This is a genomic window from Parasphingorhabdus flavimaris (genome assembly GCF_013371215.1).
GTDB lineage: Bacteria > Pseudomonadota > Alphaproteobacteria > Sphingomonadales > Sphingomonadaceae > Parasphingorhabdus > Parasphingorhabdus flavimaris.
The window spans coordinates 40,716-64,519 of record NZ_JABWMH010000004.1 but is presented as its reverse complement, the minus strand read 5'-3'; the positions used below and the strand labels follow the sequence as shown (position 1 = coordinate 64,519).

The 23,804-nt window shown below is 58.6% G+C and carries 22 protein-coding genes; 16 read left to right on the top strand and 6 right to left on the bottom strand.

Annotation, left to right across the window (positions count from 1 at the left end; genetic code table 11):
- Window position 1: 1 nt before the first annotated feature.
- From dxs to HUO14_RS13035, 3 genes are all read right to left on the bottom strand, one after another.
- Window positions 2-1,930: a 1-deoxy-D-xylulose-5-phosphate synthase gene (dxs, locus tag HUO14_RS13045; RefSeq protein ID WP_176280284.1), complete on the bottom strand. Its 1,929-nt coding sequence runs from the start codon at window positions 1,928-1,930 to the stop codon at window positions 2-4.
- Window positions 1,931-2,027: 97 nt separating this feature from the next.
- A complete protein-coding gene (locus HUO14_RS13040; RefSeq protein WP_176280283.1) occupies window positions 2,028-2,486 on the bottom strand; it encodes a Fur family transcriptional regulator in 459 nt (152 codons plus the stop codon).
- Between the two features lie 46 nt (window positions 2,487-2,532).
- Complete coding sequence (locus HUO14_RS13035) at window positions 2,533-2,940, bottom strand: MerC domain-containing protein (RefSeq protein ID WP_343046103.1); 408 nt, start codon at window positions 2,938-2,940, stop codon at window positions 2,533-2,535.
- A gap of 187 nt (window positions 2,941-3,127) precedes the next feature.
- Here HUO14_RS13035 and HUO14_RS13030 point away from each other — a divergent pair, with 187 nt between their 5' ends.
- From HUO14_RS13030 to rpsI, 4 genes are all read left to right on the top strand, one after another.
- Entirely contained in the window at window positions 3,128-4,144 is a 1,017-nt protein-coding gene (locus tag HUO14_RS13030; protein ID WP_176280282.1) for a COX15/CtaA family protein, read from the top strand.
- On the top strand, window positions 4,141-4,455 hold the full coding sequence (cutA, locus tag HUO14_RS13025) for a divalent-cation tolerance protein CutA (RefSeq protein WP_176280281.1): 315 nt from the start codon (window positions 4,141-4,143) through the stop codon (window positions 4,453-4,455). The genes HUO14_RS13030 and cutA overlap by 4 nt, the downstream gene beginning before the upstream one ends.
- Before the next feature lie 156 nt (window positions 4,456-4,611).
- A complete protein-coding gene (gene rplM, locus HUO14_RS13020) occupies window positions 4,612-5,091 on the top strand; it encodes a 50S ribosomal protein L13 (protein WP_176280280.1) in 480 nt (159 codons plus the stop codon).
- The gene (rpsI, locus tag HUO14_RS13015; RefSeq protein ID WP_176280279.1) at window positions 5,091-5,630 is read left to right on the top strand and encodes a 30S ribosomal protein S9; all 540 of its coding nucleotides are present in this window, start codon (window positions 5,091-5,093) and stop codon (window positions 5,628-5,630) included. The genes rplM and rpsI overlap by 1 nt, the downstream gene beginning before the upstream one ends.
- Before the next feature lie 58 nt (window positions 5,631-5,688).
- Here the strand turns inward: rpsI and HUO14_RS13010 are convergent, their stop codons facing one another.
- Window positions 5,689-7,035 carry an oligosaccharide flippase family protein gene (locus HUO14_RS13010; protein ID WP_176280278.1) on the bottom strand — a complete coding sequence of 449 codons (1,347 nt, stop codon included), beginning with the start codon at window positions 7,033-7,035 and terminating at the stop codon, window positions 5,689-5,691.
- Between the two features lie 127 nt (window positions 7,036-7,162).
- On the opposite strand from HUO14_RS13010, the gene HUO14_RS13005 reads away from it, so the two are divergent.
- The 7 genes from HUO14_RS13005 to zapE all read left to right on the top strand — a co-directional run bounded on the left by HUO14_RS13005 (window position 7,163) and on the right by zapE (window position 13,748).
- Window positions 7,163-7,966, top strand: a complete 804-nt coding sequence (locus tag HUO14_RS13005) for an NTP transferase domain-containing protein (RefSeq protein WP_176280277.1) — start codon at window positions 7,163-7,165, stop codon at window positions 7,964-7,966.
- Between the two features lie 55 nt (window positions 7,967-8,021).
- Entirely contained in the window at window positions 8,022-9,035 is a 1,014-nt protein-coding gene (locus HUO14_RS13000) for a D-alanine--D-alanine ligase family protein (RefSeq protein WP_246255640.1), read from the top strand.
- A gap of 58 nt (window positions 9,036-9,093) precedes the next feature.
- Window positions 9,094-10,329 (top strand): threonine synthase, encoded by a 1,236-nt coding sequence (locus tag HUO14_RS12995; protein ID WP_176280276.1) that lies wholly within the window; start codon window positions 9,094-9,096, stop codon window positions 10,327-10,329.
- A gap of 22 nt (window positions 10,330-10,351) precedes the next feature.
- Window positions 10,352-11,236 carry an alpha/beta hydrolase gene (locus tag HUO14_RS12990; protein ID WP_176280275.1) on the top strand — a complete coding sequence of 295 codons (885 nt, stop codon included), beginning with the start codon at window positions 10,352-10,354 and terminating at the stop codon, window positions 11,234-11,236.
- 104 nt (window positions 11,237-11,340) lie between these two features.
- Window positions 11,341-12,123, top strand: a complete 783-nt coding sequence (locus HUO14_RS12985) for a succinate dehydrogenase iron-sulfur subunit (RefSeq protein ID WP_176280274.1) — start codon at window positions 11,341-11,343, stop codon at window positions 12,121-12,123.
- 18 nt (window positions 12,124-12,141) lie between these two features.
- Window positions 12,142-12,636 carry a PaaI family thioesterase gene (locus HUO14_RS12980; protein WP_176280273.1) on the top strand — a complete coding sequence of 165 codons (495 nt, stop codon included), beginning with the start codon at window positions 12,142-12,144 and terminating at the stop codon, window positions 12,634-12,636.
- Window positions 12,633-13,748: a cell division protein ZapE gene (zapE, locus tag HUO14_RS12975; protein ID WP_176280272.1), complete on the top strand. Its 1,116-nt coding sequence runs from the start codon at window positions 12,633-12,635 to the stop codon at window positions 13,746-13,748. The genes HUO14_RS12980 and zapE overlap by 4 nt, the downstream gene beginning before the upstream one ends.
- Here zapE and HUO14_RS12970 read toward each other — a convergent pair.
- Window positions 13,745-14,785, bottom strand: a complete 1,041-nt coding sequence (locus HUO14_RS12970) for a phosphotransferase family protein (RefSeq protein ID WP_176280271.1) — start codon at window positions 14,783-14,785, stop codon at window positions 13,745-13,747. The two genes, zapE and HUO14_RS12970, sit on opposite strands and share 4 nt — an antisense overlap.
- Window positions 14,782-15,876: an Rv3169 family protein gene (locus HUO14_RS12965; protein WP_176280270.1), complete on the bottom strand. Its 1,095-nt coding sequence runs from the start codon at window positions 15,874-15,876 to the stop codon at window positions 14,782-14,784. The genes HUO14_RS12970 and HUO14_RS12965 overlap by 4 nt, the downstream gene beginning before the upstream one ends.
- Window positions 15,877-16,188: 312 nt before the next feature.
- On the opposite strand from HUO14_RS12965, the gene mdh reads away from it, so the two are divergent.
- The 5 genes from mdh to lpdA all read left to right on the top strand — a co-directional run bounded on the left by mdh (window position 16,189) and on the right by lpdA (window position 23,786).
- Window positions 16,189-17,151, top strand: coding sequence for a malate dehydrogenase (gene mdh / locus HUO14_RS12960; protein ID WP_176280269.1), 963 nt, complete (start codon window positions 16,189-16,191; stop codon window positions 17,149-17,151).
- Window positions 17,152-17,250: 99 nt separating this feature from the next.
- Window positions 17,251-18,141, top strand: coding sequence for a succinate--CoA ligase subunit alpha (sucD, locus tag HUO14_RS12955; protein ID WP_176280268.1), 891 nt, complete (start codon window positions 17,251-17,253; stop codon window positions 18,139-18,141).
- A gap of 54 nt (window positions 18,142-18,195) precedes the next feature.
- The gene (locus HUO14_RS12950; RefSeq protein WP_176280267.1) at window positions 18,196-20,979 is read left to right on the top strand and encodes a 2-oxoglutarate dehydrogenase E1 component; all 2,784 of its coding nucleotides are present in this window, start codon (window positions 18,196-18,198) and stop codon (window positions 20,977-20,979) included.
- A gap of 64 nt (window positions 20,980-21,043) precedes the next feature.
- Window positions 21,044-22,288: a 2-oxoglutarate dehydrogenase complex dihydrolipoyllysine-residue succinyltransferase gene (odhB, locus tag HUO14_RS12945; RefSeq protein WP_176280266.1), complete on the top strand. Its 1,245-nt coding sequence runs from the start codon at window positions 21,044-21,046 to the stop codon at window positions 22,286-22,288.
- 91 nt (window positions 22,289-22,379) lie between these two features.
- Entirely contained in the window at window positions 22,380-23,786 is a 1,407-nt protein-coding gene (gene lpdA, locus HUO14_RS12940) for a dihydrolipoyl dehydrogenase (RefSeq protein ID WP_176280265.1), read from the top strand.
- Window positions 23,787-23,804 lie beyond the last annotated feature (18 nt).

The window sequence follows — 23,804 nt, the reverse complement described above, 5'->3', positions numbered from 1 at the left end:
GCTAGGCCCGCGCTCCCTCATCCTCGATATTGGCGCTATTGTGGCGCAGTGCCTTGAGGACCGTCTCGACGATGCCGTCGGCGTCCAGCCCGGCTTCGGCATATTGCACGTCCGGCTTGTCCTGATCCTGGAAGATATCGGGCAGGCGCATGGTACGGATTTTCAGTCCCGCATCGGTCAGACCATTGTCCGATGCATAGGTCAGGACATGAGCGCCGAGACCGCCGACCGAGGCTTCCTCGACCGTGACCGCTACTTCATGGGTCGTCAGCAACTTGCGAATCAGTTCCTCATCGAGAGGTTTGGCAAAGCGGAGGTCGGCGACGGTGGTGCTCAGGCCCTTTGCCTCAAGCCGCTCTGCTGCCTTCTTGGCTTCCTCGAGCCGGGCGCCGAGCGAGAGGATCGCGACCTTGGTGCCCTGTTTGACGATCCGGCCCTTGCCGATTTCCAGCTTTTCCAGAACGTCCGGAATCGGTACGCCGGTGCCGTTGCCGCGCGGATAACGGAAGGCTATTGGCCCTTCGTCATATTCCGCTGCGGTGTAGGTCATGTGGGCGAGTTCGGCTTCATCCGCTGCAGCCATTACCACCATATTCGGCAGGGTTGCGAGATAGGTGACATCGAAGCTGCCGGCGTGGGTGCTGCCGTCGGCACCGACCAGTCCGGCACGGTCGATCGCAAAGCGGACGGGCAGATTCTGGATGGCCACGTCGTGGACAACCTGGTCATAAGCGCGCTGGAGGAATGTAGAATAGATGGCGCAGAAGGGACGCATGCCCTGCGCGGCAAGGCCGGCAGCAAAGGTCACCCCATGTTGTTCGGCGATGCCGACATCAAATGCCTTCTCTGGGTGGGCCTTGGCAAATCTGTCGACACCCGTGCCGGTCGGCATGGCTGCGGTAATCGCACAGATACGCGAATCGCTGTCGGCCAGTTTGGCAAGAGTTTCGCCGAAAACATTCTGATAGGCGGGCGGTCCGCCGCCCGGACCCTTGTTCTGCTTGCCGGAAACAACGTCAAACTGGGCGACACCGTGATATTTGTCAGCGGCTTCCTCGGCAAATTTATAGCCTTTGCCCTTTTCGGTCACGACATGGATCAGACAAGGGCCTTCTCCGGCATCGCGTACATTTTCCAGGACCGGGATCAGATGTTCCAGATTATGACCGTCGATCGGCCCGACATAATAGAAGCCGAGTTCCTCGAACAGGGTCCCGCCCATGGTCATGCCGCGGGCATATTCGTCGGTCTTGCGCGCCGCGTCGTAAAGACCCTTGGGCAGCTTGCGCGCGATGCGCCGCGCCAGTTGGCGCACGCCGAGAAATTCGCGGGAAGACACGATGCGGGCGAGATAGGCCGAAAGCCCGCCGACCGGCGGTGCAATCGACATGTCATTGTCATTGAGGATGACGACCAGCCGGTTGCCCGCGGCCTCGGCATTATTCATCGCTTCATAGGCCATGCCGGCGCTCATCGCGCCGTCGCCGATGACCGCAATGCCCCGGCCTGGCTTATCGTTCAGCTTGTTGGCGATCGCAAAGCCGAGCGCGGCGCTGATCGAGGTCGAGCTATGCGCCGCACCAAAGGGATCATATTCGCTTTCCGACCGTTTGGTGAAGCCGGATAATCCGCCGCTCTGGCGCAGGGTTCTGATCCGGTCGCGACGACCGGTGATGATCTTGTGCGGATAGCATTGATGGCCGACATCCCAGATCAGGCGATCTTCGGGAGTATTGAAAACATAATGGATTGCGGTGGTCAGTTCGACCACGCCGAGACCGGCACCCAGATGGCCACCGGTGGTAGACACCGTGTCGATAACCTCGGCGCGCAGCTCGTCGGCAAATTGGCGGAGCTGGGCAGGTTTTAACTTACGCAAATCTGCTGGATAGGAGACGTCATCCAGCAATGGTGTATTCGAAACTGGCATATTCACTCCCTGATTGGTCCCAGCTTTAACGCCATCGCGGCGGTCTGTCGAACTTTCAGCAGCCTGCCTGTGAACCTATGCTGACAAATCGGATTGGTTAGCTGCATTTCTGGCAAATGCCGCGCACCTCGATCACCGGGCGGATGGAGTTAAAGCCCTCGCTTTTTGCCACCGTGCGCACTTGCTGGGACAGAGGGTCGTCGTCGATATGGGTTGCTTCGCCGCAGGTGTCGCAAACGAGGAAAATACAATCATGCGCGCAGCCCGGGTGGCTATTGGCAAGATAGGCATTGGCGCTTTCGACCCGCATCGCGAGATTGTTGGTCACGAATAGGTCGAGAATCCGGTACACGCTGTTCGGGGCGACGCGTTTGCCGCGTGCGGTAGAAACGAGCTCGGCTATGTCATAGGCAGAGGCCGGGCGGGAGAAACCTGCAAGCGCATCAAAGATAGCCGCCCTTGTATCGGTCCATTTCTCGCCGGATTTTTCCAGATTGTCACGTGCGGCATCTGCTAGAGATTCGCCGTGATGCTCATGATGATCATGTTTTCCCATAGGGATAATTTAGGGATGTTTGGCCGCAAGGGCAATGGGGAGCAGTTTAATGGGTGGCGCGGTAATTCAGATCATGGGCAAGTGCCAATATGCCCACACCGAGCATGGTATAAAGCACCTCAGCTCCGTTATGCCCGTTCTCGTGCCCGAGCGAGATCGCTCCGATCATGATTCCCAGTCCCAGACCGCCGATCGCCGCTGGCATCATATAACCATGATCCAGAACACCGCGACCGAGGGTGAACAGGCCGAGCGCAATCGCGATTCCCAGACCGATTTCATGAACCAGCGGGTCGAGCAGCATGCCGCCCGCCGAGGAAAGGATGGCGACTATAGCAATTGTCGAGACGCAGTGGACAAGACACAGGCCGGACACGAGCACGGCCACACGATCCCACAGGCCATCCCTGACCAAAAGACCATCTTTGTTCCACAATTTTGCTGCCGTAAACACGACTCACTGTCTCACTTGTTGCTTGCGTATGAGCGATATAGGGAGATGCGTGTTAAGATACAACATAACATTTTTGAAGTTTGTGGCTTTTTCCGGCCGGGGTCCCCGTTTCCGGTTGTCAGAACCCGGTTTTAATCGCAAATAGCGGCCGATGACGGACCAGAGCTCCTCGAAACAGCCAAATGATATGGCCACCGCCCGCCCGATAGCTATCGCAAACTGGCTTTATTCGGTCGCCTTTCTGGTATTCATCATGGTCGTTGTCGGCGGCATCACCCGGCTGACCGAGTCGGGGCTGTCGATAACCGAGTGGAAGCCGGTCACCGGAGCGTTGCCGCCGCTTAGCGAAGCGGACTGGTTGTCGGAATTTGCCAAATATAAGCAAATTCCCGAATATCTCGAAATCAACGGTCCGGCCGGCATGACGCTGGCGGATTTCAAATTCATCTATTTCTGGGAATGGGTTCACCGGCTGCTCGGACGGGTGATTGGCCTGGCCTTCGCGTTGCCGCTGCTCTGGTTCGCGGTCAAGCGGGCCATACCATCGGGCTATGGCTGGCGATTGCTCGCCTTGCTCGCGCTCGGCGGGCTTCAGGGCACAATCGGCTGGTGGATGGTCAGCTCGGGCCTGAGTGAACGGACCGATGTCAGCCACTTCCGGCTGGCGGTGCATTTGCTGACCGCGCTGTTCATCCTCGGCGGTCTGGTCTGGACCGCGCTCGACCTGCGTCAATTGGCGGCGGGAAATGCAAGGCCGGCCCGGGTGACGGGCCTCGGCTGGACGGTATTGGCCGTTCTGTTCATCCAGTTGCTGTTTGGCGCATATACGGCAGGTCTGAATGCTGGCTACGTGTCCAATACGTGGCCGTTGATGAACGACTATTTTGTCCCCGGCGGGATTGGCTGGGATAGCGGCTGGTGGGCTGCGCTGAATAATGATCCCTATCTGGTGCATTTCATCCACCGCTGGTGGGCATGGGTCGCTGTGGGATTCCTCGTGTTTCTCGCGCGAAAGGTGCGACCTATCGACCGAAGGGCTTCGGTCGCTGTTCACATTGCGTTCGGCACCCAGATATTGCTGGGCATCGCAACCGTGATGACCGGGATCAACATCCATCTCGCGGTGCTTCATCAGGCGGTCGGTGCTCTGGTCGTCGCTTCCACCGTCTGGGGCGTCCATCTGATCGGCCGCGAATCACGATGACCCGCTCGCTATCGCTGATCTATTCGACCTTTGGTTCCGAGGAGGAAGCGCGGGACGTCGCGAAGATATTGCTGCAGGAAAAGCTGATCGCCTGCGCCAATCATTTCCCTCCGATAGTGTCGCAATATGAATATCAGGGGGAGTTTCACGAAGATCGTGAGTTCCCCGTACTCTTCAAAACCTCAGGAAAGCTTGCAAAACCGGCGGGAGACCGCTTGCTGGCCCTGCATGGTTTCGAGACGCCTGCCATTCTTCACTGGAAGGCCGAGGCTTCGAATCCGGGCTATGAAAATGATTGTCGAGGCAATTGAAAAACCCCCTTCGGTAATATTATACCCGTCGGCTAAGCCCCGCTTTCGCTTGACTTGCCGCAAAAACAACGCCATTGGCGCCCCAGTCGGCCGGATCATCGCGTCCGGCTTTTATCATTTCTAAATCACATCATTCTCCCAGAAGGAGCAAACCCCATGAAGGGTATCACCAAACAGACCCAGTCGGCGAAGCCTGCTGAAGTCGAAAAAAAATGGCATATCGTTGATGCCACAGATCTGGTCGTTGGCCGGGTTTCGTCGATTATTGCCAATATTCTGCGCGGCAAGCACAAGCCAAGCTACACCCCGCACGTTGATTGCGGCGATCACGTCATCGTGATCAATGCTGAAAAGGTGAAGTTCACCGGCAACAAGACCAAGCAGAAAACCTATTACAAGCACTCCGGCCACCCCGGCGGCATCAGCGGTACCACTGCGGAAAAGATCCTCGAAGGTCGTTTCCCGGAGCGTATCATCGAAAAAGCTGTCGAGCGGATGATTCCGAAAGGCCCGCTTGGCTTCGCCCAGATGCGCGCGCTGCATGTTTTCGCTGGTACCGAGCATCCTTATGCCGGCCAGAACCCGGTGGCGCTCGACGTCGCTTCGATGAACCGTAAGAACAAGGTGGGCTCATAATGTCTGACGTAAAAACCGATCTCGCTGATCTAAAAGATATCGCTGGCCCGGCTGTTGTGGATGCACCAGTTGCTGCAGACGCCGAAGCTGAAACCGTGGTTGCTGAACCGCCCGTCTCGACCATGCCTTTGCGCGAGCAAGAGCTGGACAAGTTCGGACGTGCCTATGCGACCGGTCGTCGGAAAGACGCGGTTGCCCGCGTTTGGCTGAAGCCTGGCAAAGGCAAGATCACGGTCAATGGCCGCGATCAGGAAACCTATTTTGCGCGCCCGACCCTGCGTCTGGTCCTCAACCAGGTTTTCGCCATCACCGAGCGTGAAGGTCAATATGACGTCGAAGCAACCGTCAAGGGCGGCGGTCTTTCAGGACAGGCCGGAGCAGTCAAGCACGGCATTTCGCAAGCCCTGACCAAATATGAACCGGCTTTGCGGTCGGCAGTGAAAGCCGAAGGCTTTCTTACCCGTGACAGCCGCAAGGTTGAACGCAAGAAATATGGTAAGGCAAAAGCGCGTAAGAGCTTCCAGTTCTCCAAGCGTTAAGCGAAACCAGATCGATATTCGAAAAGGCGGCCTGCGGGTCGCCTTTTTTTTTGCTCGGCTATTGAGGCGGGCGCGGTCTTTGCGTGCGGGCCCGGGGTTGGATGATTGCTGCCCGGCTCGAGATGAAAAGAATTACGGTCGTGAGGATCGCAGAGATCAGCATCACCCAGGCGGCGCCGATTGTCCCGAATCTTGGCAGGAAAACCGCCAATAGCGCGCCAAGAGCGACCAGTCCGGCGAGTCTGGCGAACAGCGCATTGCGCGCGCGGCCAGCTGCCTGGAGCATGGGTTCCAGCCCAAGTCCGGCCAGACTGATAATGGTCGCTGCACCGAGCAGCAGCAAAATGGGGAAAGCGGCAAGATATTCGGGTCCGGATATCAGGGCTATCATATATTTGCCCAGCAGCAGCAGGCCGAGGAACAGCACCGCGCCGCTGATCGCGGAGACGCGCAGCGATCGCCAGAACAAGCCGCGCAATTCCCGTGACTGGCCGATCGCGAATAGTCGCGACAGTTCCGCAAACAACGGGCGGGCGAATACTTCGGAGAGGCGGTTGAGGCTGTTGGCGATCTGGTCCGCCAACCGGAACAGGCCAGCGGCAGCCGGGCCTACGAAGAAGCCGACAATGACCACCACCAGTCGCTCGCGCACGACGTTGACCAGATAGGCGAGGTTGGTGAACAGCAGAAATGCCAGAAATTCTTTCCGGTCAGGCGCTTCGACGGCAACGGTCGAGGCTTGCAGCGGATGCATGTCATGGCGGCGCCACACCATCACCCACATCACTACAAAGCTGATAAATTCAGACAATCCCCAGACGACCAGAAAACCCGTCATCGAGGGCAGGGTCAGATATAATATCAACGCGCCGACGAAGCGGACAATGGGGATTATCGCGTCGCCAAAGGCGTTGCCGCGATAGCGGTCCTGCGCACGCAAAATGCCAATGGGCGTCGAGCGGACCGATAGAAAGATGATCAGGCCATAGCCCATGATTGCCTGCACAACGGGGGCGGACCAGTTGAACTGGGAGGCCCCAAAGGGCAGCATCAGCCACAAGGCAACACAGGCCGCAATACCGCCCAGCAATTCGATCCAGAAGCTCTGCCATGACAGTTTCCGGAATTTCCGGTCCTGACCGGCCAAGAGATAGGGTACACCAAATTGCACCACCGCCTGCCAGGTCTGGAGCTTCAATATTGCAGCGAGAACCTGGACCGCGCCGACAATCACCATGAACTCGCCAAAACCGGCGACGCCCAGGGTGCGGGTCAAAATGGCGAGATAGAAGATGCTCAATATCGCGCCGACGCCCTTGGCAGAAAACAGCCAGCTGCTGTTACGAAAGACGCGGACAAGCGAATCTTCGCTGCGGGACCATTTGGAGAGCAAATTTCGCGACACAGGTTTCCACTTTTCGAATATATGATCCGGCGGCTGAGCCTGTCTTTATCTTAAAATCCAGCGATTTCCATGTTTCAATTGCCAAGCCTGTCTTGAAAAAGTCATATCCAATCCTCACAAGAACAGGATGAGCACTCGATTTGATGTGATTCTGCTTGCAGCGCAACGCGTGGGCGTCACCAACCCACTCGCGGAGGTCCATGGCGTCAGCCATAAATGTCTTATTCCAATCGCAGACCAAATCCTGATCAGCCGCACATTGGCATCGGTCTCGTCTCACCCTGGGTGCCGGGCCATCCATATTCTGATCGAACCGGACGGCGAGCTTGCGGTCCGGCCCGTCGCAGAAGCGTTCGCGAAAGCGGACCTGCCGATATATTTCATCGCTTCGGACAGTAATATTGCCGGTAGCGTGCTGCTTGGTTGTGAAAACGGGACAGGGCCCTTTGTTATTACAACCGCAGACAATGTACTCATCAAGCACGAGAGTATCGATCGGGTCGTGGAAATCATGGCCGCAGGGGCTGATGCGGTCGCTGCGCTGGCCAATAAAGATGATGTTCGCAGCATCCATCCTGCGGCCCAGCGGTTCTTTTACGAGTTTCGCGATCACGGCTATGCAAATTGCAACCTCTATGGGATCGCCAGCGAGCGGGCACTACACGCGGTGGAAATATTCCGCGAAGGCGGTCAGTTCATGAACCACCCCCGGCGTCTGGTGAACGCCTTTGGCCTGTTCAACATCCTGTTGATGCGCTTTGGCTGGGTAACCGTTGATAATGCCTTCCAGAGAATGTCAAAACGCTTTGGCATCACCATGCGCCGGGCACCGATAAGCGATGGTACGCAGGCCATCGATGTCGACAATGATCGCACATATCGGATCGTTGAAGCGGTGTTACAAAACCGCATCGACGATCTCAAAATTTGATTGTTTTGCCCTAGATTTTTGAATTATATTCCAGAACATAGCCAAGAGAATCAGTATGATGTCAAAATCTCCCGATGTGCTGCCGCTTGCGATTCCCGATGAAGCCAAAGAGCGGCTGAAATTCTTATATCTAGCGAAACATGCCCATTGGGGCGGCGGGATGCATCCCGAAGATGGCAATCACGCCATATATCATCACGAGGTTAGAACCAGTCTCGAAAGTCTTGGCATAAATCTCGCGGTCGAGGACAAGTACGACATATTGTTCGATCATCCGGGCGTGGATTTTGTCTTTCCATTGTTGAATCGGGGCGGCTTCGTGAACAGCGAAATGATGATTCCGCTGCTGTGCAACATGCACCGGATCGCCTATGTCGGTGCGATGCCCTTCATTCGCGGCGTGGGGGATGACAAATCGGTATCCAAGCTCGTCGCAACCCATGCCGGCGTTCCGACCGCGCCCTGGTTTTGCTACCGGCGCGGCGCCCCGGTGCTGGAGGCTGACTGTCCAACAGCCGAGCGCTGGGTCATCAAGCCGAATGCCAGTTCGGCGAGCTGGGGGATTTCGGATGCCTTTGATTGGGCCGGCGTCGCCAACGCCGTTGCCGGAATTCATGGCCAGGGTCACGATGCGATTGTTGAACCCTATCTCGATGGATATGACGTGCAGGCTGCCTTCATCAGTTCCGACGGACCCAAAGCGTTGCCGATGCTGATCTATGAACGGGAAGATACGCAGAAGCTCTGGACCTATTATGAAAAGCGCGATTTGGTGCCCAATACAGAGAAAGCGACTCTGAAACGCTTTGACGATCCGGAATTTGCTCCGCGGGTTCAGGAGATGGCGGAGCGGATTGCCCGTGAATTCGAGCCGTTTGACTATGGACGGATCGAGTTTCGGCTGGACAAGAAGACCGGCGAAGTCAATTTTATCGAGATCAATCTCAACTGCAATCTATGGTCCGAGAAGGTCGTGGCCAAATCGGCTGCGGCCGCGGGCTTCAGTCATGCGCAACTGCTCGAAACGATCATTGCGGAAGGCTTGAAGCGCAACGGCCTGATTGCTTGATCAACCGACAATGGAATTATTGGGTGGATTGCCGAGCGGGGGATGCTAGCTCGGCATCATGAACCAAGATAACCGATCCGCAGACATCACCAATTTCGTCACCCATCTGGAATGTTCCAAAACCGGAGAGGCCTTGCCCGCCGGAACCGTGCAAAACCTGTCACCAGCGGGTGCGCCGATATTGGTGCGCTATGATCTGGACGCGGTTGCCGGCGAATTGACCAAGGAAAAGCTCGCCAGCAGGCCTGCCGACCTCTGGCGCTATCGCGAACTATTGCCGGTCGCCAGCGCGACCAATATCGTTTCGCTGGGCGAGGATATGACGCCACTCGTCGCGCTCGACAATTCTCTCGGGTCCAATGTGATCGTCAAGGACGAAGGCCGTCTGCCGACCGGTTCATTCAAGGCTCGCGGGCTGGTCATGGCGGTGTCGATGGCGAAGGAACTCGGGCTGAAGCGGCTCGCGATGCCGACCAATGGCAATGCCGGAGCGGCAATGGCCGCTTATGCCCGGCGAGCCGGAATGGAAGCCTTTGTCTTTTGCCCCGACGACACGCCCGAGGTGAATGTCCGGGAGATCGCGTTGCAGGGAGGCAAGGTCTGGCGAGTGAACGGCCTGATCAACGACTGCGGCAAGATTGTCGCTGACGGCGAAGCGGAAATGGGCTGGTTCAATCTCTCGACCCTGAAAGAGCCTTACCGGATCGAAGGCAAGAAGACGATGGGACTCGAACTGGTCGAACAACTGGGCTGGGAAATGCCGGATGTGATTTTCTATCCGACCGGCGGCGGCACCGGCCTTATCGGCATGTGGAAGGCTTTTGACGAACTCGAAGCGATCGGCTTTATCGGATCCCGGCGGCCGCGGATGGTTGCGGTGCAGGCTACCGGTTGCGCGCCGATTGTCGATGCCTGGGAAAAGGGGCTCGACCACGCGCCATTGTGGGAAAATGCCAGTACGGTCGCCGCCGGTATCCGCGTGCCGGTGGCGATTGGCGACTTTCTGATATTGCAGGCGGTGCGCGAGTCCGGTGGTTTCGCGATTGCGGTCGAGGATGAAGCGATCATCGCGGCGCAACAGAGGATCGGGCAGGAAGACGGGCTTTTGCTCTGTCCTGAAGGTGCAGCGACCGCCGCTGCCTATCTGAAGGCGCTTGAGGACGGGCTGATCGGAAAGTCCGACCGCGCCGTGCTGTTCAACTGCGGCAATGGTCTCAAATATCCCATGCCCGCTGCTGATGCTGCGCTGGACCGCCATCAGCCGATCGACTGGAGCGCCATTGCCAGCGCCTGACCGGCTGGTTAAGGCTTAGAATATGAAGTGGCTTGTCATAATCTCTGTTTTGTTGCTGGCCTGCGCTGGCCTTGGCTGGTGGTTCGTCTCGCAACCAGGACCGAAGCAGCTTGATATCGCCAATAATATCATGCCCGGCGACAGCGATGCGAAGCTGCTGGTCGAGAACCAGATCTATGATCAGGAACTGGGCCTGGGGCTTAATATCTGGACGCCCAAAGGCATGACGACCGAACCGCTTCCGGTCATCATGTTCATCTATGGTGGTGGATGGCGTGACGGCGCCAAGGATCATTATGCATTCACCGGCAGGGCGCTGGCCAGTCGCGGGTATATTGTGGTGCTGCCGGATTACCGGCTGTTCCCCAAAACCCGCTTTCCCGGCTTTCTCGAAGACAGCGCCAAGGCTCTTGCCTGGGTCCACGACAATATTGGCGAACATGGCGGTGACAGCCGGCGGATATTCCTCTCCGGCCAATCCGCCGGAGCCTATAATGTCATGATGCTCGCGCTCGACCGGCAATGGCTGGGGCGCGAAGGCAAGTCACCGGACCTGATCAGGGGCGTCGCGGCGCTGGCCGGGCCCTATGATTTCTATCCGTTTGATTCCGAAACCACCAAGCAGAGCTTTGGCGAATTTCACAGGCCGGAGATGACTCAGCCGGTCAATTTCGTGCGGCCCGATGCGCCGCCACTCTGGCTCTCCAGCGGCGATAACGACACCAAGGTCAAGCCGCGCAACAGCAAGACCTTGCGGGACAAAATCCTCGAGGCGGGTGGCGATGCGGAATATGTCGAATATCCCGATATCGACCATCTCGAGATCATGATGGCGGTGGCCAAGCCGTTTCGCCACAAGGCGCCGGTGCTGGATGACATGGTGGCCTTTTTCGAACGCCACAAGTGATCGCATGAAATGATAGGCTCGCCGTTGTTTTTGCTGCGCAAAACGGTTGAGATAATGGCACTTCTTGGTTATGCCGATCCGCAGAACAAGGGAATCCGACAGACATGGCCACTTTCACGCTCCCCAAGAACAGCAAGATTCGCAAAACGGGCGAGTTGCACCAGGCGCTGACCGGCGGAAAGAAACGGCCGTTCAAAGTCTATCGCTATGACCCCGACAAGGGCGAAAATCCGCGCTACGACACGTTCGAGATCGACACCGACGAATGCGGTCCGATGGTTCTCGACGCCCTGATCAAGATGAAGTCGGAGCAGGACGCCACTCTGACCTTCCGCCGCTCTTGCCGCGAAGGGATCTGCGGGTCCTGCGCGATGAATATCAACGGCAAAAATGGCCTGGCCTGCACCACCGCGATCGAAGATTGCGGGAACAAGGTCACGATCACGCCATTGCCTCACATGGAAGTGATCAAGGATTTGGTGCCGGATTTCACCCATTTCTACGCCCAATATGCTTCGATCGAGCCCTGGCTCAAGACGGTCACGCCGACCCCTTCGGGCAAGGAACGGCTGCAATCGCCGGAAGATCGTAACAAGCTGGACGGACTGTACGAGTGCATATTGTGCGCCTGTTGCCAGACCAGCTGCCCGAGCTATTGGTGGAACAGCGACAAGTTCCTTGGTCCCGCCATCCTGTTGCAAGCCTATCGCTGGCTGGCGGACAGCCGCGACGAAATGACCGGTGAGCGGCTCGACGAACTGGAAGATCCGTTCCGGCTCTATCGTTGCCACACAATCATGAACTGCGCCAATGCCTGCCCCAAGGGTCTGTCCCCGGCCAAGGCAATTGCCGAAATCAAGAAGATGACCGCCGCGCGCGCAGTTTGAACCGCTGGCAGGCTGTTCATGACTGAAGCGGAGCGTAATTTTGAAATCAGCAATCCCGATCCGGACTATCCGGGTTGGTACACATGGGTGCTGAACGATCCCGATTGCTATAATAGTTTTCTCGGAAAATTGATTGTCCGGCGCGGTGGCGACGGGCTGGGCGATGATATCGCGCGGGTCCGCATGTTCCCGGAACGCAAGCACCGCAATCTGGGCGATGTCGTGCATGGCGGCACGATGATGGGCTTTATCGACTGTTCGCTGTTCGCCGCGATGCGGGTCTTCGAACTCGGACCATCCGGCTATGCCGTGACGCTGGAATTGCAGACCCATTTTATCGGTGCCGCGCGAATGACCGAACCACTGGAAGCGCAGGTGGAAATAACCCGGGAAACCGGCCGTTTTCTGTTCATGCGCGGACTGGTGGTGCAGGGCGCAGAGGGTGAGGACAATATGGCTTCGTTCACCGCCATCGTCAAAAAGGCGCCGCGCCAGAAAACAGATATGCAATGAGCGCATTCTACCAGCGCTATCAGGCGCTGATTGCGCAAGGCGAACTCAAGCCTGATGCCGATCAGGACGATTGCGCGAAACAACTCGCCCGGCTGCAGAAAGAGCTCGAAGCCGTGCCGCCTCGGGGCAGCATTCTGTGGCGCACCTTTGGCAAGAAGCCGCCCGCTCCCAAGGGCATCTATATGTGGGGCGGGGTCGGTCGTGGCAAGTCGATGCTGATGGATCTATTTTACAACAATCTCGACATCCGCCGGAAGAAACGCGCCCATTTCCATGAGTTCATGCTCGATGTTCACGCGAGAATCAGGGAGGAGCGCAAGAAGGAACTTGGCGATCCGATATTGCCGGTTGCCGCTGCCTTGGCCAGCGAGGCGCGCTTTCTCGCCTTTGACGAAATGGTGGTCAACAACAGCGCCGACGCGATGATCATGTCGCGGCTGTTTACCGGGCTGGTCGAGGCGGGCGTGACGATTGTCACCACTTCGAACCGTCCGCCGGACGACCTTTACAAGGACGGTCTCAACCGCGAGCATTTTTTGCCGTTTATCGAACTGCTCAAGACCCGGCTCGAAGTAATATCACTGAACGGTCCGACCGATTACCGGCGCGAGCGTCTGGGCGATGTCGATCTTTGGCATGTGCCCAACGGAGAGGCCGCAACAAAGGCGTTGAGCGAGGCCTTTTTCCGCCTCACCGACTATCCGCCCGAGGACCGTGAGCATGTTCCCTCCGCAGAAATCGCGGTGCCGGGCGGCCGGTTGCTGACCGTTCCGAAATCGCTGAAAGGCGTGGGTGTGTTTTCGTTCAAGCGTTTATGCGCTGAGGCGCGCGGTGCGCAGGACTATCTGGCGATTGCGCGCCATTATCACAGCGTCATCATCGTCGGAATACCGGTGCTGTCCAAGGAGAATCGCAACGAGGCCGCGCGCTTTGTCACTCTAATCGACGCACTCTACGAATATCGGGTCAAGCTGCTCGCCAGCGCCGACGCAGAGCCCGATGCGCTATACCCTGCGGGTGACGGTTCCTTCGAGTTTGAACGCACTGCTTCGCGGTTGCTGGAAATGCAATCGGACGAATATCTTGCCCTGGGCCACGGAGCGGGCGTCTAGAGCAGACTCAGGCTGTCCAGATCGATGGCCATCTGGGCCGGCCGCTCGGCCATCGCCGCAAACATCCGGTCTCCGCGCTCGGTCCGTTCGACGTGGAGCGAGGCGTTGATCGCCATGATGAAGCCGGAAAAGGCGTGACGGCGATATTCGGTCCAGAATTTGTCGAAATCGGGCGCGTCGGGCCGCAGGGCCAAATAGGCCCGGACCAGATTTTCCTCATGCCGCCGCCGGTCGGCCGGGTCGGCAAAGCTGGTCCCGGTCAGATAGGCGACGTCATTGGCCGGGTTGCCCAGAGAGCAGGTTTGCCAGTCGACCAGGGCCGCGATACGGCCGTCATCGTGGAAGAGGATGTTGTCGAGCCGCATGTCGCCGTGTGTGATCGCCTGCTGTTCGGGAGGATGCGCGATATAGGTCCCGATCCCGTCAACCAGCTGCTGGCCGAGGTCCAGTATATCGGGCGACAGCAAGGACGAGAAGCGCTCGCGAAACAGCGGATAGCCGGCCGCCAGACTTTTCTCGAGAAACTGGGCATTGCCTTCGCCATGACCGAGCCATGGAAGATTTTCGAAGCCGGCTGGCGGTTTGAAACTGTGGAGAGCGGCGGCTTCGGCCAGTGACGTTTCCACCTGGATCAGCAATGCTCCCGCCAGTTGGTCGCCCTGCGACGCGGGGGCCATGTCCTCGAGCAGCAGGACGAATTCCTGTTCATTCTCGGCAATGTCGGCGTGATAGGATTTCGGGCAGAGTGCATCGCAATGGTCCGCGACGTCCCGATACCAGCCGACCTCCATATCATAGAGATGAAAGATCGCGGCGGCTCCCCGGCTGACCGGGTCGGCGCTCGGGCATTTGGCGATGAAAGTCGCGGGATGGCTGCCTTCTGTCCAGTCGCAGGTGAACCGATAGCTGTCGCAGACCTGGCCGGTGCCGACCGGTTCGTGGCTCAGGGATATAAGCGACCCCGGGGCGGCGTCGAAAACCTGCTCGACAAAGGCGGTATCGAATTCTTCGGGACGGACGGGGAAGCGGCGGCTCATGCTGCGGGGTCCATCAGCCCGGTCAGGCCGCTGGTTGCGTGGGGACCGATGAACAATTGCTCGACCACACCGATGCCCCGATGTTCGGTGCCGTCAACCGTCAGCACGGTGTCGCTGAGCGCCTGGATATGGATAGTGGTCATGTCGATCGCCGGAGCGGGGTCGAGGGTGATGACATCGTGGGCGACCTCGAGATCGCCGTGATCCATCCCGTGGCCCCAGACCGGGTGGAGATAGCCGAGGCCCGACATATAGAATGTCCGGGCGGCATCGCCCGTGCGGGGCGTGATCGAGAGCGATCCGTTGCCGGTCTCAAGCCGCACCTGCCTGATGCGGCGAGAGCCGCTGTGATAGGCGAGATCGATCGTCTCGGGTTCGAACTCGATTGCGCTTCCTCCAATCGAATCGACCACCCCGCGGCGGTTCCAGGCCTTTCCTTCGCCGTCGTCGTTGCTGTGGAAAAAGCAGGCGTGCTGGTCAAAATTGAGCGGGGTCCATAGCCACCAGAATTGCGGAAAGGCTCCGGCTGGCGGCGGCTGCGACTCCGCGGCGCCGATCGCCCTGATCCCCCAGCTGCGGTCCCGGGTGCCGCGGCAACTGGCGATATCGATATCCTGACCATCGACGGTGATCGTCCCCGACCAGTCGCCGTTCTGGGTCATTCTGGTATAGTCCATCTGCAGTCGCGGGCCGTCGCGCCGGATGAAGCGGGGTTCTTCGATCGGCTGGTGGCGGGCAGTGAAGCGGATGTCGGCGGTGATCGCGCTGTCGTTGCCTGCGACTGTCAGGTGGAGCCGCTGGAGCGGTTCGACGATCGTGATCGTGATGGGGCCGACGGTCAGATCAAGCCGCTCGCTGGACATTCTCTTCGAGGCGCGGAGATTGTGCTGCTTGCCGTCGATTGAGACACAAAAGGCGGCGTCCATGATGTCCAGCTGGGGGTAGGCACCGAGTGCTGCAGCGAAGAATATCTTGCCGTCAGGCGAATAGCCGTTGAAGAAATAGCGGTCGTAGAAGTTCCGGTTTCCGCCCGATAGCGCCATTGGTTCGGGCGTCTGGTGCAGCGGATAGTCGTCGCCTTTTGTCAGCATGTTGCATCCTCTTTTTCTTGCATCATGGCATTTCAATTTCGCTTTGCAACGCAAAAGATTGGAAGAATTGGAAGCATGTTTACTGTTCTGCGTCATCCTGAACTTGTTTCAGGACCCGGGAGACGGAGAGCCGTTGGAGGTCCTGAAACAAGTTCAGGATGACGAGGCTAAGCCACTACAATTGCTATTGAGAACTAATTGCAAAGATAGCAGGTAAAATGATGCTTTCTCCGGTTGAATTTGTCTTAATTGCGGCCTAATCCGGTCGTTAATATCCTTTTCCGACTCTATTCTATCAGGAGAATTTCCCACATGGCCCGTAACAAGATTGCGCTGATCGGCGCAGGCATGATCGGCGGCACGCTCGCCCACCTCGCAGCTTCCAAGGAAATGGGCGATGTCGTCCTGTTCGACATTGCCGAGGGCATGCCAGCGGGCAAGGCGCTCGACCTGAGCCAGGCCGCTCCGGTCGACGGGTTCGACAGCAATCTCAAGGGCACCAATGACTATGCCGATATCGCCGGCGCCGATGTCATCATCGTGACCGCCGGTGTTGCGCGCAAGCCCGGCATGAGCCGCGATGACCTGATCGGCATCAACCTGAAAGTGATGAAGGCGGTTGGCGAAGGCATTGCTGCCAATGCGCCCGACGCTTTCGTCATCTGCATCACCAACCCGCTCGACGCGATGGTCTGGGCCTTGCGCGAATTTTCCGGACTGCCGCACAACATGGTAGTCGGCATGGCCGGCGTGCTCGACAGCGCCCGCTTCCGCCACTTCCTTGCCGACGAATTCAATGTCAGCGTCGAAGACGTCACCGCCTTCGTTCTCGGCGGCCACGGCGACACGATGGTTCCGGTTCCGGCTTACTCGACGGTCGCCGGTATCCCGATCCCCGATCTCATCAAGATGGGCTGGACCACGCAGGAAAAAATCGACGCGATCGTCGACCGCACCCGCAAGGGCGGCGGCGAGATTGTCGGCCTGCTCGGCAACGGCTCGGCTTATTATGCTCCGGCAACCAGCGCGATCATGATGGCGGAAAGCTACCTCAAGGACAAACGCCGTGTCCTGCCAGCCGCTGCGCATCTGACCGGCCAATATGGCGTTGACGATCTCTATGTCGGCGTGCCGGTCATCATCGGCAAGAACGGTGTCGAGAAGATCATCGAAATCGAACTGAGCGAAGAGGCCCAGGGCAATTTCAACGTGTCGGTCGATGCGGTGAAGGAATTGCTGGTCGCCTGCAAGGGGCTGGATAGCTCACTGGCTTAAGGGCAAATTGCATCCCGGTAAAAATCGGGATTTTTGCTACAACGCAGCGCGCTGGGAAGATTGTTCCAGCTTTCGCTGGAATGACGAGAAAGTAATTTTATGAGCATTTTGATCGACAAGAATACCAAGGTCATCACCCAGGGCATGACCGGCAACACTGGCACGTTCCACACCGAACAGGCTTTGGCTTATGGCACGCAGATGGTTGCGGGCGTTACGCCGGGCAAGGGCGGCACGACCCATATCGGATTGCCGAACTATAACACCGTGGCGGAAGCCAAGGATGCTACCGGCGCGACGGCTTCGGTTGTCTATGTTCCACCTCCGTTCGCGGCGGACTCGATCCTCGAGGCAATCGATGCCGAAATCGAGCTGATTGTTGCGATTACCGAGGGCGTTCCGGTGCTTGATATGGTCCGCGTAAAGCGCGCGCTGCAGGGCAGCAAGTCGCGCCTGATCGGCCCCAATTGCCCCGGCGTCCTGACCCCCGACGAATGCAAGATCGGCATCATGCCCGGCAGCATCTTCATGAAGGGCTCGGTCGGCGTGGTCTCGCGTTCCGGTACCTTGACCTATGAAGCGGTGCACCAGACCACAGCGGTTGGCCTTGGCCAGACCACAGCGGTCGGCATTGGCGGTGATCCGGTCAACGGCACCAACTTCATCGACGTGCTCGAACTGTTCCTGGCCGACGACGAAACCAAGTCGATCATCATGATCGGTGAAATCGGCGGCAGCGCGGAAGAAGAAGCGGCGCAGTTCATTGCTGACGAAGCCAAGAAGGGCCGCAGCAAGCCGATGGTCGGCTTTATCGCCGGTCTCACCGCACCTCCGGGACGCCGCATGGGCCATGCCGGCGCGATTGTTTCGGGCGGCCAGGGCGGCGCGGAAGACAAGATCGCGGCGATGGAAGCCGCGGGCATCCGCGTTTCGCCTTCACCGAGCGAATTGGGCACGACGCTTGATGCGATGCTGAAAGAGCTGGTCTAGATTACTGGGCCCTCTGCGCAAGCAGAGGGCCACCCTCCCCCCAAGGAAATGATCATGGGTTTTGAAGGTCAAGAGTTTCTCCAATCCGAAAAAGAAGCAGGCCCCAGCTGGCAGCGCAAACATTGGCCGCTCGATGATGCCGACGAGCTGAACAGCGCGCTCGATCCCACGCAAATGGGCGTCGAGATCAAGGCAGCCGCCGAGAAATCCGGCAAATCGATGTCCGACGCCGAAGTGGCGCTCGCAGCCGAAAAATCGATTCGGGCGATGATGCTGATCCGGACCTATCGGGTGCGCGGGCATCTCGGTGCCAATCTTGATCCCCTGGGCCTGTCCAAGCTGGAAGAACCGGCTGACCTGACCCCCGAATTCCACGGCTTCACCGCTGCTGAAATGGACAAGCCGATTTTCCTCGGCGGCGTATTGGGATTTGAAACCGCGACCATCCGGGAAATCGAAGCGGTGCTGCGCGCCAATTATTGCGGCTCGGTCGGGCTGGAATATATGCACATTGCCGATATCGAGGAACGGCGCTTCCTGCAGGACCGGATGGAAGGCAAGGACGCCGAGATCCACTTCACACCGGAAGGCAAGAAGGCGATCCTCAACAAGGTGATCGAGGGCGAGGAATATGAGAATTTCCTCGGCAAGAAATATGTCGGCACCAAGCGCTTCGGTCTCGATGGTGGCGAATCGATGCTGCCGGCGCTGGAAAATGTCATCAAATATGGCGGCCAGTCCGGCGTGCGCGATATCGTCTACGGCATGGCCCATCGCGGCCGGCTGAACATTCTCGCCAATGTCATGGCCAAGCCTTACAAGGTCATCTTCCACGAATTCCACGGCGGATCGGCCAATCCCGATGATGTCGGCGGCTCCGGCGATGTGAAATATCATCTCGGAACATCCTCCGACCGCGAATTTGACGGTATCAATGTCCATATGAGCCTGGTGCCCAATCCGTCGCATCTCGAAGCGGTCGATCCGGTGGTGCTCGGCAAGGTCCGCGCCCAGCAGGTTGCGCGCGACGATCTCGAAAAGCATGACCAGGTTCTGCCGGTTCTGATCCACGGCGACGCCGCCTTTGCCGGACAGGGCATTGTCTGGGAATGTCTCGGCTTCTCCGGCATCCGCGGCTATAATACCGGCGGTTGCATCCATTTCGTGATCAACAACCAGATCGGTTTCACCACCAGCCCGCAATTCGCGCGCTCCTCGCCTTATCCGTCGGATGTCGCCAAGGGCGTGCAGGCACCGATTTTCCACGTCAACGGCGACGATCCGGAAGCGGTGACCTTTGCCTGCAAGATCGCGATAGAATTCCGCCAGCGTTTCGGCCGGGATATCGTCATCGACATGTGGTGCTATCGCCGCTTTGGTCACAATGAAGGCGACGAGCCAAGCTTCACCCAGCCGATCATGTATGCAGCGATCAAGAAACACCCCAAGGTCAGCAAGCTTTACGAAGCGCGGCTGGTCGAGGAAGGCGTGATCGATGCCGATTGGGGTGACAGCACCCGCAACGCTTTTGCCGAACATCTCGAAACCGAATTCCAGGCGGCAGCGACCTACAAGGCCGACAAGGCCGACTGGTTTGGCGGTCGCTGGCAGGGGCTGCATATTCCGGCCGATCCGGAAACCGCTCGTCGCAACGCCGACACCGCGATCGACACGAAATTGTTCGACAGTCTTGGCCGGACGCTGACCACGGTTCCCGAAGGTCACAAGATTCACAAGACTCTCGGCCGCGTACTCGAAGCCAAGGCTGCGATGTTCAAGACCGGAGAGAATTTCGACTGGGCAACCGGCGAAGCGCTGGCTTATGGCGCGCTGGTTTCGGAAGGCTATAATGTCCGCCTGTCCGGGCAGGACAGCGGGCGCGGAACCTTTTCCCAGCGCCACGCGGTCTGGGTCGATCAGGAAACCGAAGAAAAATATGTGCCGCTCAGCACCGTGCGTCACGGCCGGTTTGAAGTGCTCGACAGCCCGCTTTCCGAATATGGCGTGCTCGGTTTCGAATATGGCTATGCCGGCGCCGATCCGAAAACACTCGTGTTGTGGGAAGCGCAATTTGGCGATTTCGCCAATGGCGCGCAGATCATGATCGACCAGTTCATTGCCTCCGGCGAAGCCAAATGGCTGCGCGCGAACGGGCTGGTGATGCTGCTGCCCCATGGCTATGAAGGCCAGGGGCCGGAGCATAGTTCGGCGCGGCTGGAACGGTTCCTGCAGCTTTGCGCGCAGGATAATATCCAGGTCGCCAATATCACCACGCCGGCCAATTATTTCCATGTCCTGCGCCGCCAGATGCTGCGTAGCTTCCGCAAGCCTTTGATCATCATGACGCCGAAGTCGCTGTTGCGGCACAAGATGGCGGTGTCGAAGGCGGAGGATTTCCAGGGCGATCATCATTTCATGCGGATATTGTCCGATACCAATCCACCCGCGGACAAGGATGTGAAACGTCTGGTGCTCTGCTCGGGCAAGGTCGCCTATGACCTTATCGAGGCGCGCGATGCCGCCGGCGACAAGAATACCGCGATCATCCGCATCGAACAGCTTTATCCGTTCCCCGGCGAACCTCTGGTGGTCCGTCTCAAGCGGATGAAAAATCTCGAGACGATGGTCTGGGCGCAGGAAGAGCCAAAGAATAACGGCAGCTGGCATTTCGTCCGCCGTTATCTGGAAAAGGCCCTGACCCTGGCCGACGTCGGGCCACGCGACCCGGTCTATGCCGGACGCGCCGCCTCGGCTTCGCCGGCAACCGGACTGGCAAGCCGCCACAAGCAGCAGCAGGAGCAGCTGATCGCCGAGGCCCTGGGGCATGAAGCGCAATAAGATGTAAGGGCCGTTCTCCTGTCTCGGCAGGAACATGACAAGCTACGAAAGCAGAGTGAATATTATGGCAATAGAAGTAAAAGTCCCGGTTCTGGGCGAATCGATTACCGAAGCAACCTTGGGCGAATGGCTCAAGCAGCCCGGCGATGCGGTTGCCGCCGACGAACCGATTGCCAGCCTCGAAACCGACAAGGTCGCGCTGGAAGTACCCGCGCCGGAAGCTGGCGTGATGGGCGCGCATCAGGTTGCTGTGGGCGATACCGTCGAAGTCGGCGCGATCATCGCGACGATCGAGGCAGGAAGCGGCGCGGCGAGCGCAGCCAAATCCGCTCCGGCTCCGGCCCCGGCCAAGGCAGAAACCAGGAGCGAGGCAAAAGCGGGCGAGCCCGATGCATCGATCACCCTGTCACCATCGGTGCGCCGTCTGGTGCTCGAACATGGTGTCGATCCGAGCCAGATCAGCGGGACCGGCAAGGATGGCCGCCTGACCAAGGCCGATGTCGAACAATATGTGAAATCCGGTGCCCAGAGCAGTCAGCAGGCCCCGCTCGCGGAAAAGGGAACGGCAAAGGGAGCCCAGACCCCGCCGGAAACCTCATCGACCGGCAACCGCAACGAAGAGCGTGTCCGCATGACCCGCTTGCGCCAGACCGTCGCACGGCGGCTGAAAGAGGCGCAGGATACGGCGGCGCTGCTGACCACGTTCAACGATGTCGACATGACCGCGGTGATCGAAACCCGCAGCAAGTACAAGGACCTGTTCGCCAAGAAACACGGCGTGAAGCTCGGCTTCATGGGCTTTTTCGTCAAGGCGGCCTGCATGGCCCTGAAAGACGTGCCTTCGGTCAACGCGCAGATCGATGGCGACGAAATCGTCTATCATGATTATGCCGATATTTCGGTCGCGGTCAGCGCGCCCAACGGTCTGGTCGTTCCGGTGATCCGCAACGCCGAAGCGATGAACTTTGCCGATGTCGAGAACACGATCGGTGATTTCGGCAAGCGCGCCAAGGACGGATCGCTGACGATGGCCGACATGCAGGGCGGGACCTTCACCATCTCCAACGGTGGTGTGTTCGGCTCGCTGATGTCGACGCCGATCATCAACCCGCCGCAGTCAGCGGTGCTCGGCCTGCACCGGATCGAGGATCGCGCCGTGGTCGTGGATGGCGAGATTGTTATCCGTCCGATGATGTACATGGCGCTCAGCTATGACCATCGTCTGATCGACGGTCGCGAGGCGGTGACCTTCCTGGTGCGGATAAAGGAAGCGATCGAGGATCCGGCGCGGCTTTTGATTGATTTGTAAGACGACAAACCATTGCTCGTCATGCTGAACCAGATTCAGCATCTCGGGAGGTCCTGAAACAAGTTCAGGATGACGGAATGAGAGACAGAATATGACCGACAATTTTGACTATGATCTTCTGGTAATCGGCTCCGGGCCCGGCGGTTATGTCGCGGCTATCCGGGCGGCTCAGCTCGGTTTGAAGACCGGCTGCATCGAGAGCCGCGAGACACTGGGCGGCACCTGCCTCAATGTCGGCTGTATCCCGTCCAAGGCGATGCTGCACGCGTCCGAACTCTATCACGAAGCCCATAGCGGCGCGCTCGAGAAATTCGGCGTCAAGCTGACCGGCGCGAAGCTGGACCTGAAGCAGATGTTGTCCGAGAAGCTGAAGGCGGTTGAAGAACTGACCGGCGGTATCGCGTTCCTGTTCAAGAAGAACAAGGTCGACTGGATCAAGGGCCGCGGCGCGTTTGAAAATGCCAATACAGTCAAGGTCGGAGAAAAGAGCTACACGGCCAAGAATATCCTGATCGCCACCGGTTCTTCGGTCACCCCGTTGCCGGGCGTCGAGATCGACAATGACAAGCATGTCGTGGTCGATTCCACCGGCGCGCTCGAACTGCCCAAGGTTCCCGGCCATATGGTCGTGATCGGCGGCGGCGTGATCGGGCTGGAACTGGGTTCGGTCTGGCTGCGGCTTGGCGCGAAAGTCACGGTGGTGGAATATCTCGACCAGATATTGCCCGGCATGGATGGCGATATCCGCAAGGATGCGGCGCGCATTTTCAAGAAACAGGGCTTTGATATCAGGACCGGGACCAAGGTCACCGGCTGCACCGTCAAGGGCAAGAAGGCGACCCTCACCATGGAACCGGCCAAGGGCGGCGACAGCGAGACGCTGGAGGCCGATGTCGTGCTGGTGGCGATTGGCCGCAAGCCGAATATCGACGGGCTCGCACTCGAAAAATCCGGCGTCGAAACCAACGACCGCGGCCAGATCGAGGTCGGCCATGATTTCCAGACGGATGTTGCCGGTGTCTATGCGATCGGTGATGTAACTCCCGGCCCGATGCTCGCGCACAAGGCCGAGGATGAAGGCATTGCGGCGGCCGAATTTATCGCCGGACAGCAGGGCATCGTCAATCACGACCTGATCCCCGGTGTCGTCTATACCTATCCCGAAATTGCCAGCATCGGCAAGACCGAGGAAGAGGTAAAGGACAGTGGCACCGAATATAAGGTCGGGAAATTCCCCTTCGCCGGCAACAGCCGCGCCAAGACCAACCGCGATACTGACGGCTATGTGAAGGTCATTGCGGACGCGGAAACCGATCGCGTGCTGGGCGCCCATATCATCTCGTCGCTCGCCGGCACGATGATCGCCCAGGTCACCCAGGCGATGGAATTCGGCGCGACCAGCGAGGATATCGCCTATACCTGCCACGCCCATCCGACCCATTCGGAAGCGATCAAGGAAGCGGCAATGGCGGTGCAGGGCAAGCCGATCCATATCTAGTCGACGAGCGGAGGGGAA

Bases quoted from the DNA above. Each gene is read 5' to 3' on its own strand.
- dxs (WP_176280284.1), bottom strand. From the start codon at position 1,930: ATGCCAGTTTCGAATACACCATTGCTGGATGACGTCTCCTATCCAGCA.
- HUO14_RS13040 (WP_176280283.1), bottom strand. From the start codon at position 2,486: ATGGGAAAACATGATCATCATGAGCATCACGGCGAATCTCTAGCAGAT.
- HUO14_RS13030 (WP_176280282.1), top strand. From the start codon at position 3,128: ATGGCCACCGCCCGCCCGATAGCTATCGCAAACTGGCTTTATTCGGTC.
- cutA (WP_176280281.1), top strand. From the start codon at position 4,141: ATGACCCGCTCGCTATCGCTGATCTATTCGACCTTTGGTTCCGAGGAG.
- rplM (WP_176280280.1), top strand. From the start codon at position 4,612: ATGAAGGGTATCACCAAACAGACCCAGTCGGCGAAGCCTGCTGAAGTC.
- rpsI (WP_176280279.1), top strand. From the start codon at position 5,091: ATGTCTGACGTAAAAACCGATCTCGCTGATCTAAAAGATATCGCTGGC.
- HUO14_RS13005 (WP_176280277.1), top strand. From the start codon at position 7,163: ATGAGCACTCGATTTGATGTGATTCTGCTTGCAGCGCAACGCGTGGGC.
- HUO14_RS13000 (WP_246255640.1), top strand. From the start codon at position 8,022: ATGATGTCAAAATCTCCCGATGTGCTGCCGCTTGCGATTCCCGATGAA.
- HUO14_RS12995 (WP_176280276.1), top strand. From the start codon at position 9,094: ATGAACCAAGATAACCGATCCGCAGACATCACCAATTTCGTCACCCAT.
- HUO14_RS12990 (WP_176280275.1), top strand. From the start codon at position 10,352: ATGAAGTGGCTTGTCATAATCTCTGTTTTGTTGCTGGCCTGCGCTGGC.
- HUO14_RS12985 (WP_176280274.1), top strand. From the start codon at position 11,341: ATGGCCACTTTCACGCTCCCCAAGAACAGCAAGATTCGCAAAACGGGC.
- HUO14_RS12980 (WP_176280273.1), top strand. From the start codon at position 12,142: ATGACTGAAGCGGAGCGTAATTTTGAAATCAGCAATCCCGATCCGGAC.
- zapE (WP_176280272.1), top strand. From the start codon at position 12,633: ATGAGCGCATTCTACCAGCGCTATCAGGCGCTGATTGCGCAAGGCGAA.
- HUO14_RS12970 (WP_176280271.1), bottom strand. From the start codon at position 14,785: ATGAGCCGCCGCTTCCCCGTCCGTCCCGAAGAATTCGATACCGCCTTT.
- HUO14_RS12965 (WP_176280270.1), bottom strand. From the start codon at position 15,876: ATGCTGACAAAAGGCGACGACTATCCGCTGCACCAGACGCCCGAACCA.
- mdh (WP_176280269.1), top strand. From the start codon at position 16,189: ATGGCCCGTAACAAGATTGCGCTGATCGGCGCAGGCATGATCGGCGGC.
- sucD (WP_176280268.1), top strand. From the start codon at position 17,251: ATGAGCATTTTGATCGACAAGAATACCAAGGTCATCACCCAGGGCATG.
- HUO14_RS12950 (WP_176280267.1), top strand. From the start codon at position 18,196: ATGGGTTTTGAAGGTCAAGAGTTTCTCCAATCCGAAAAAGAAGCAGGC.
- odhB (WP_176280266.1), top strand. From the start codon at position 21,044: ATGGCAATAGAAGTAAAAGTCCCGGTTCTGGGCGAATCGATTACCGAA.
- lpdA (WP_176280265.1), top strand. From the start codon at position 22,380: ATGACCGACAATTTTGACTATGATCTTCTGGTAATCGGCTCCGGGCCC.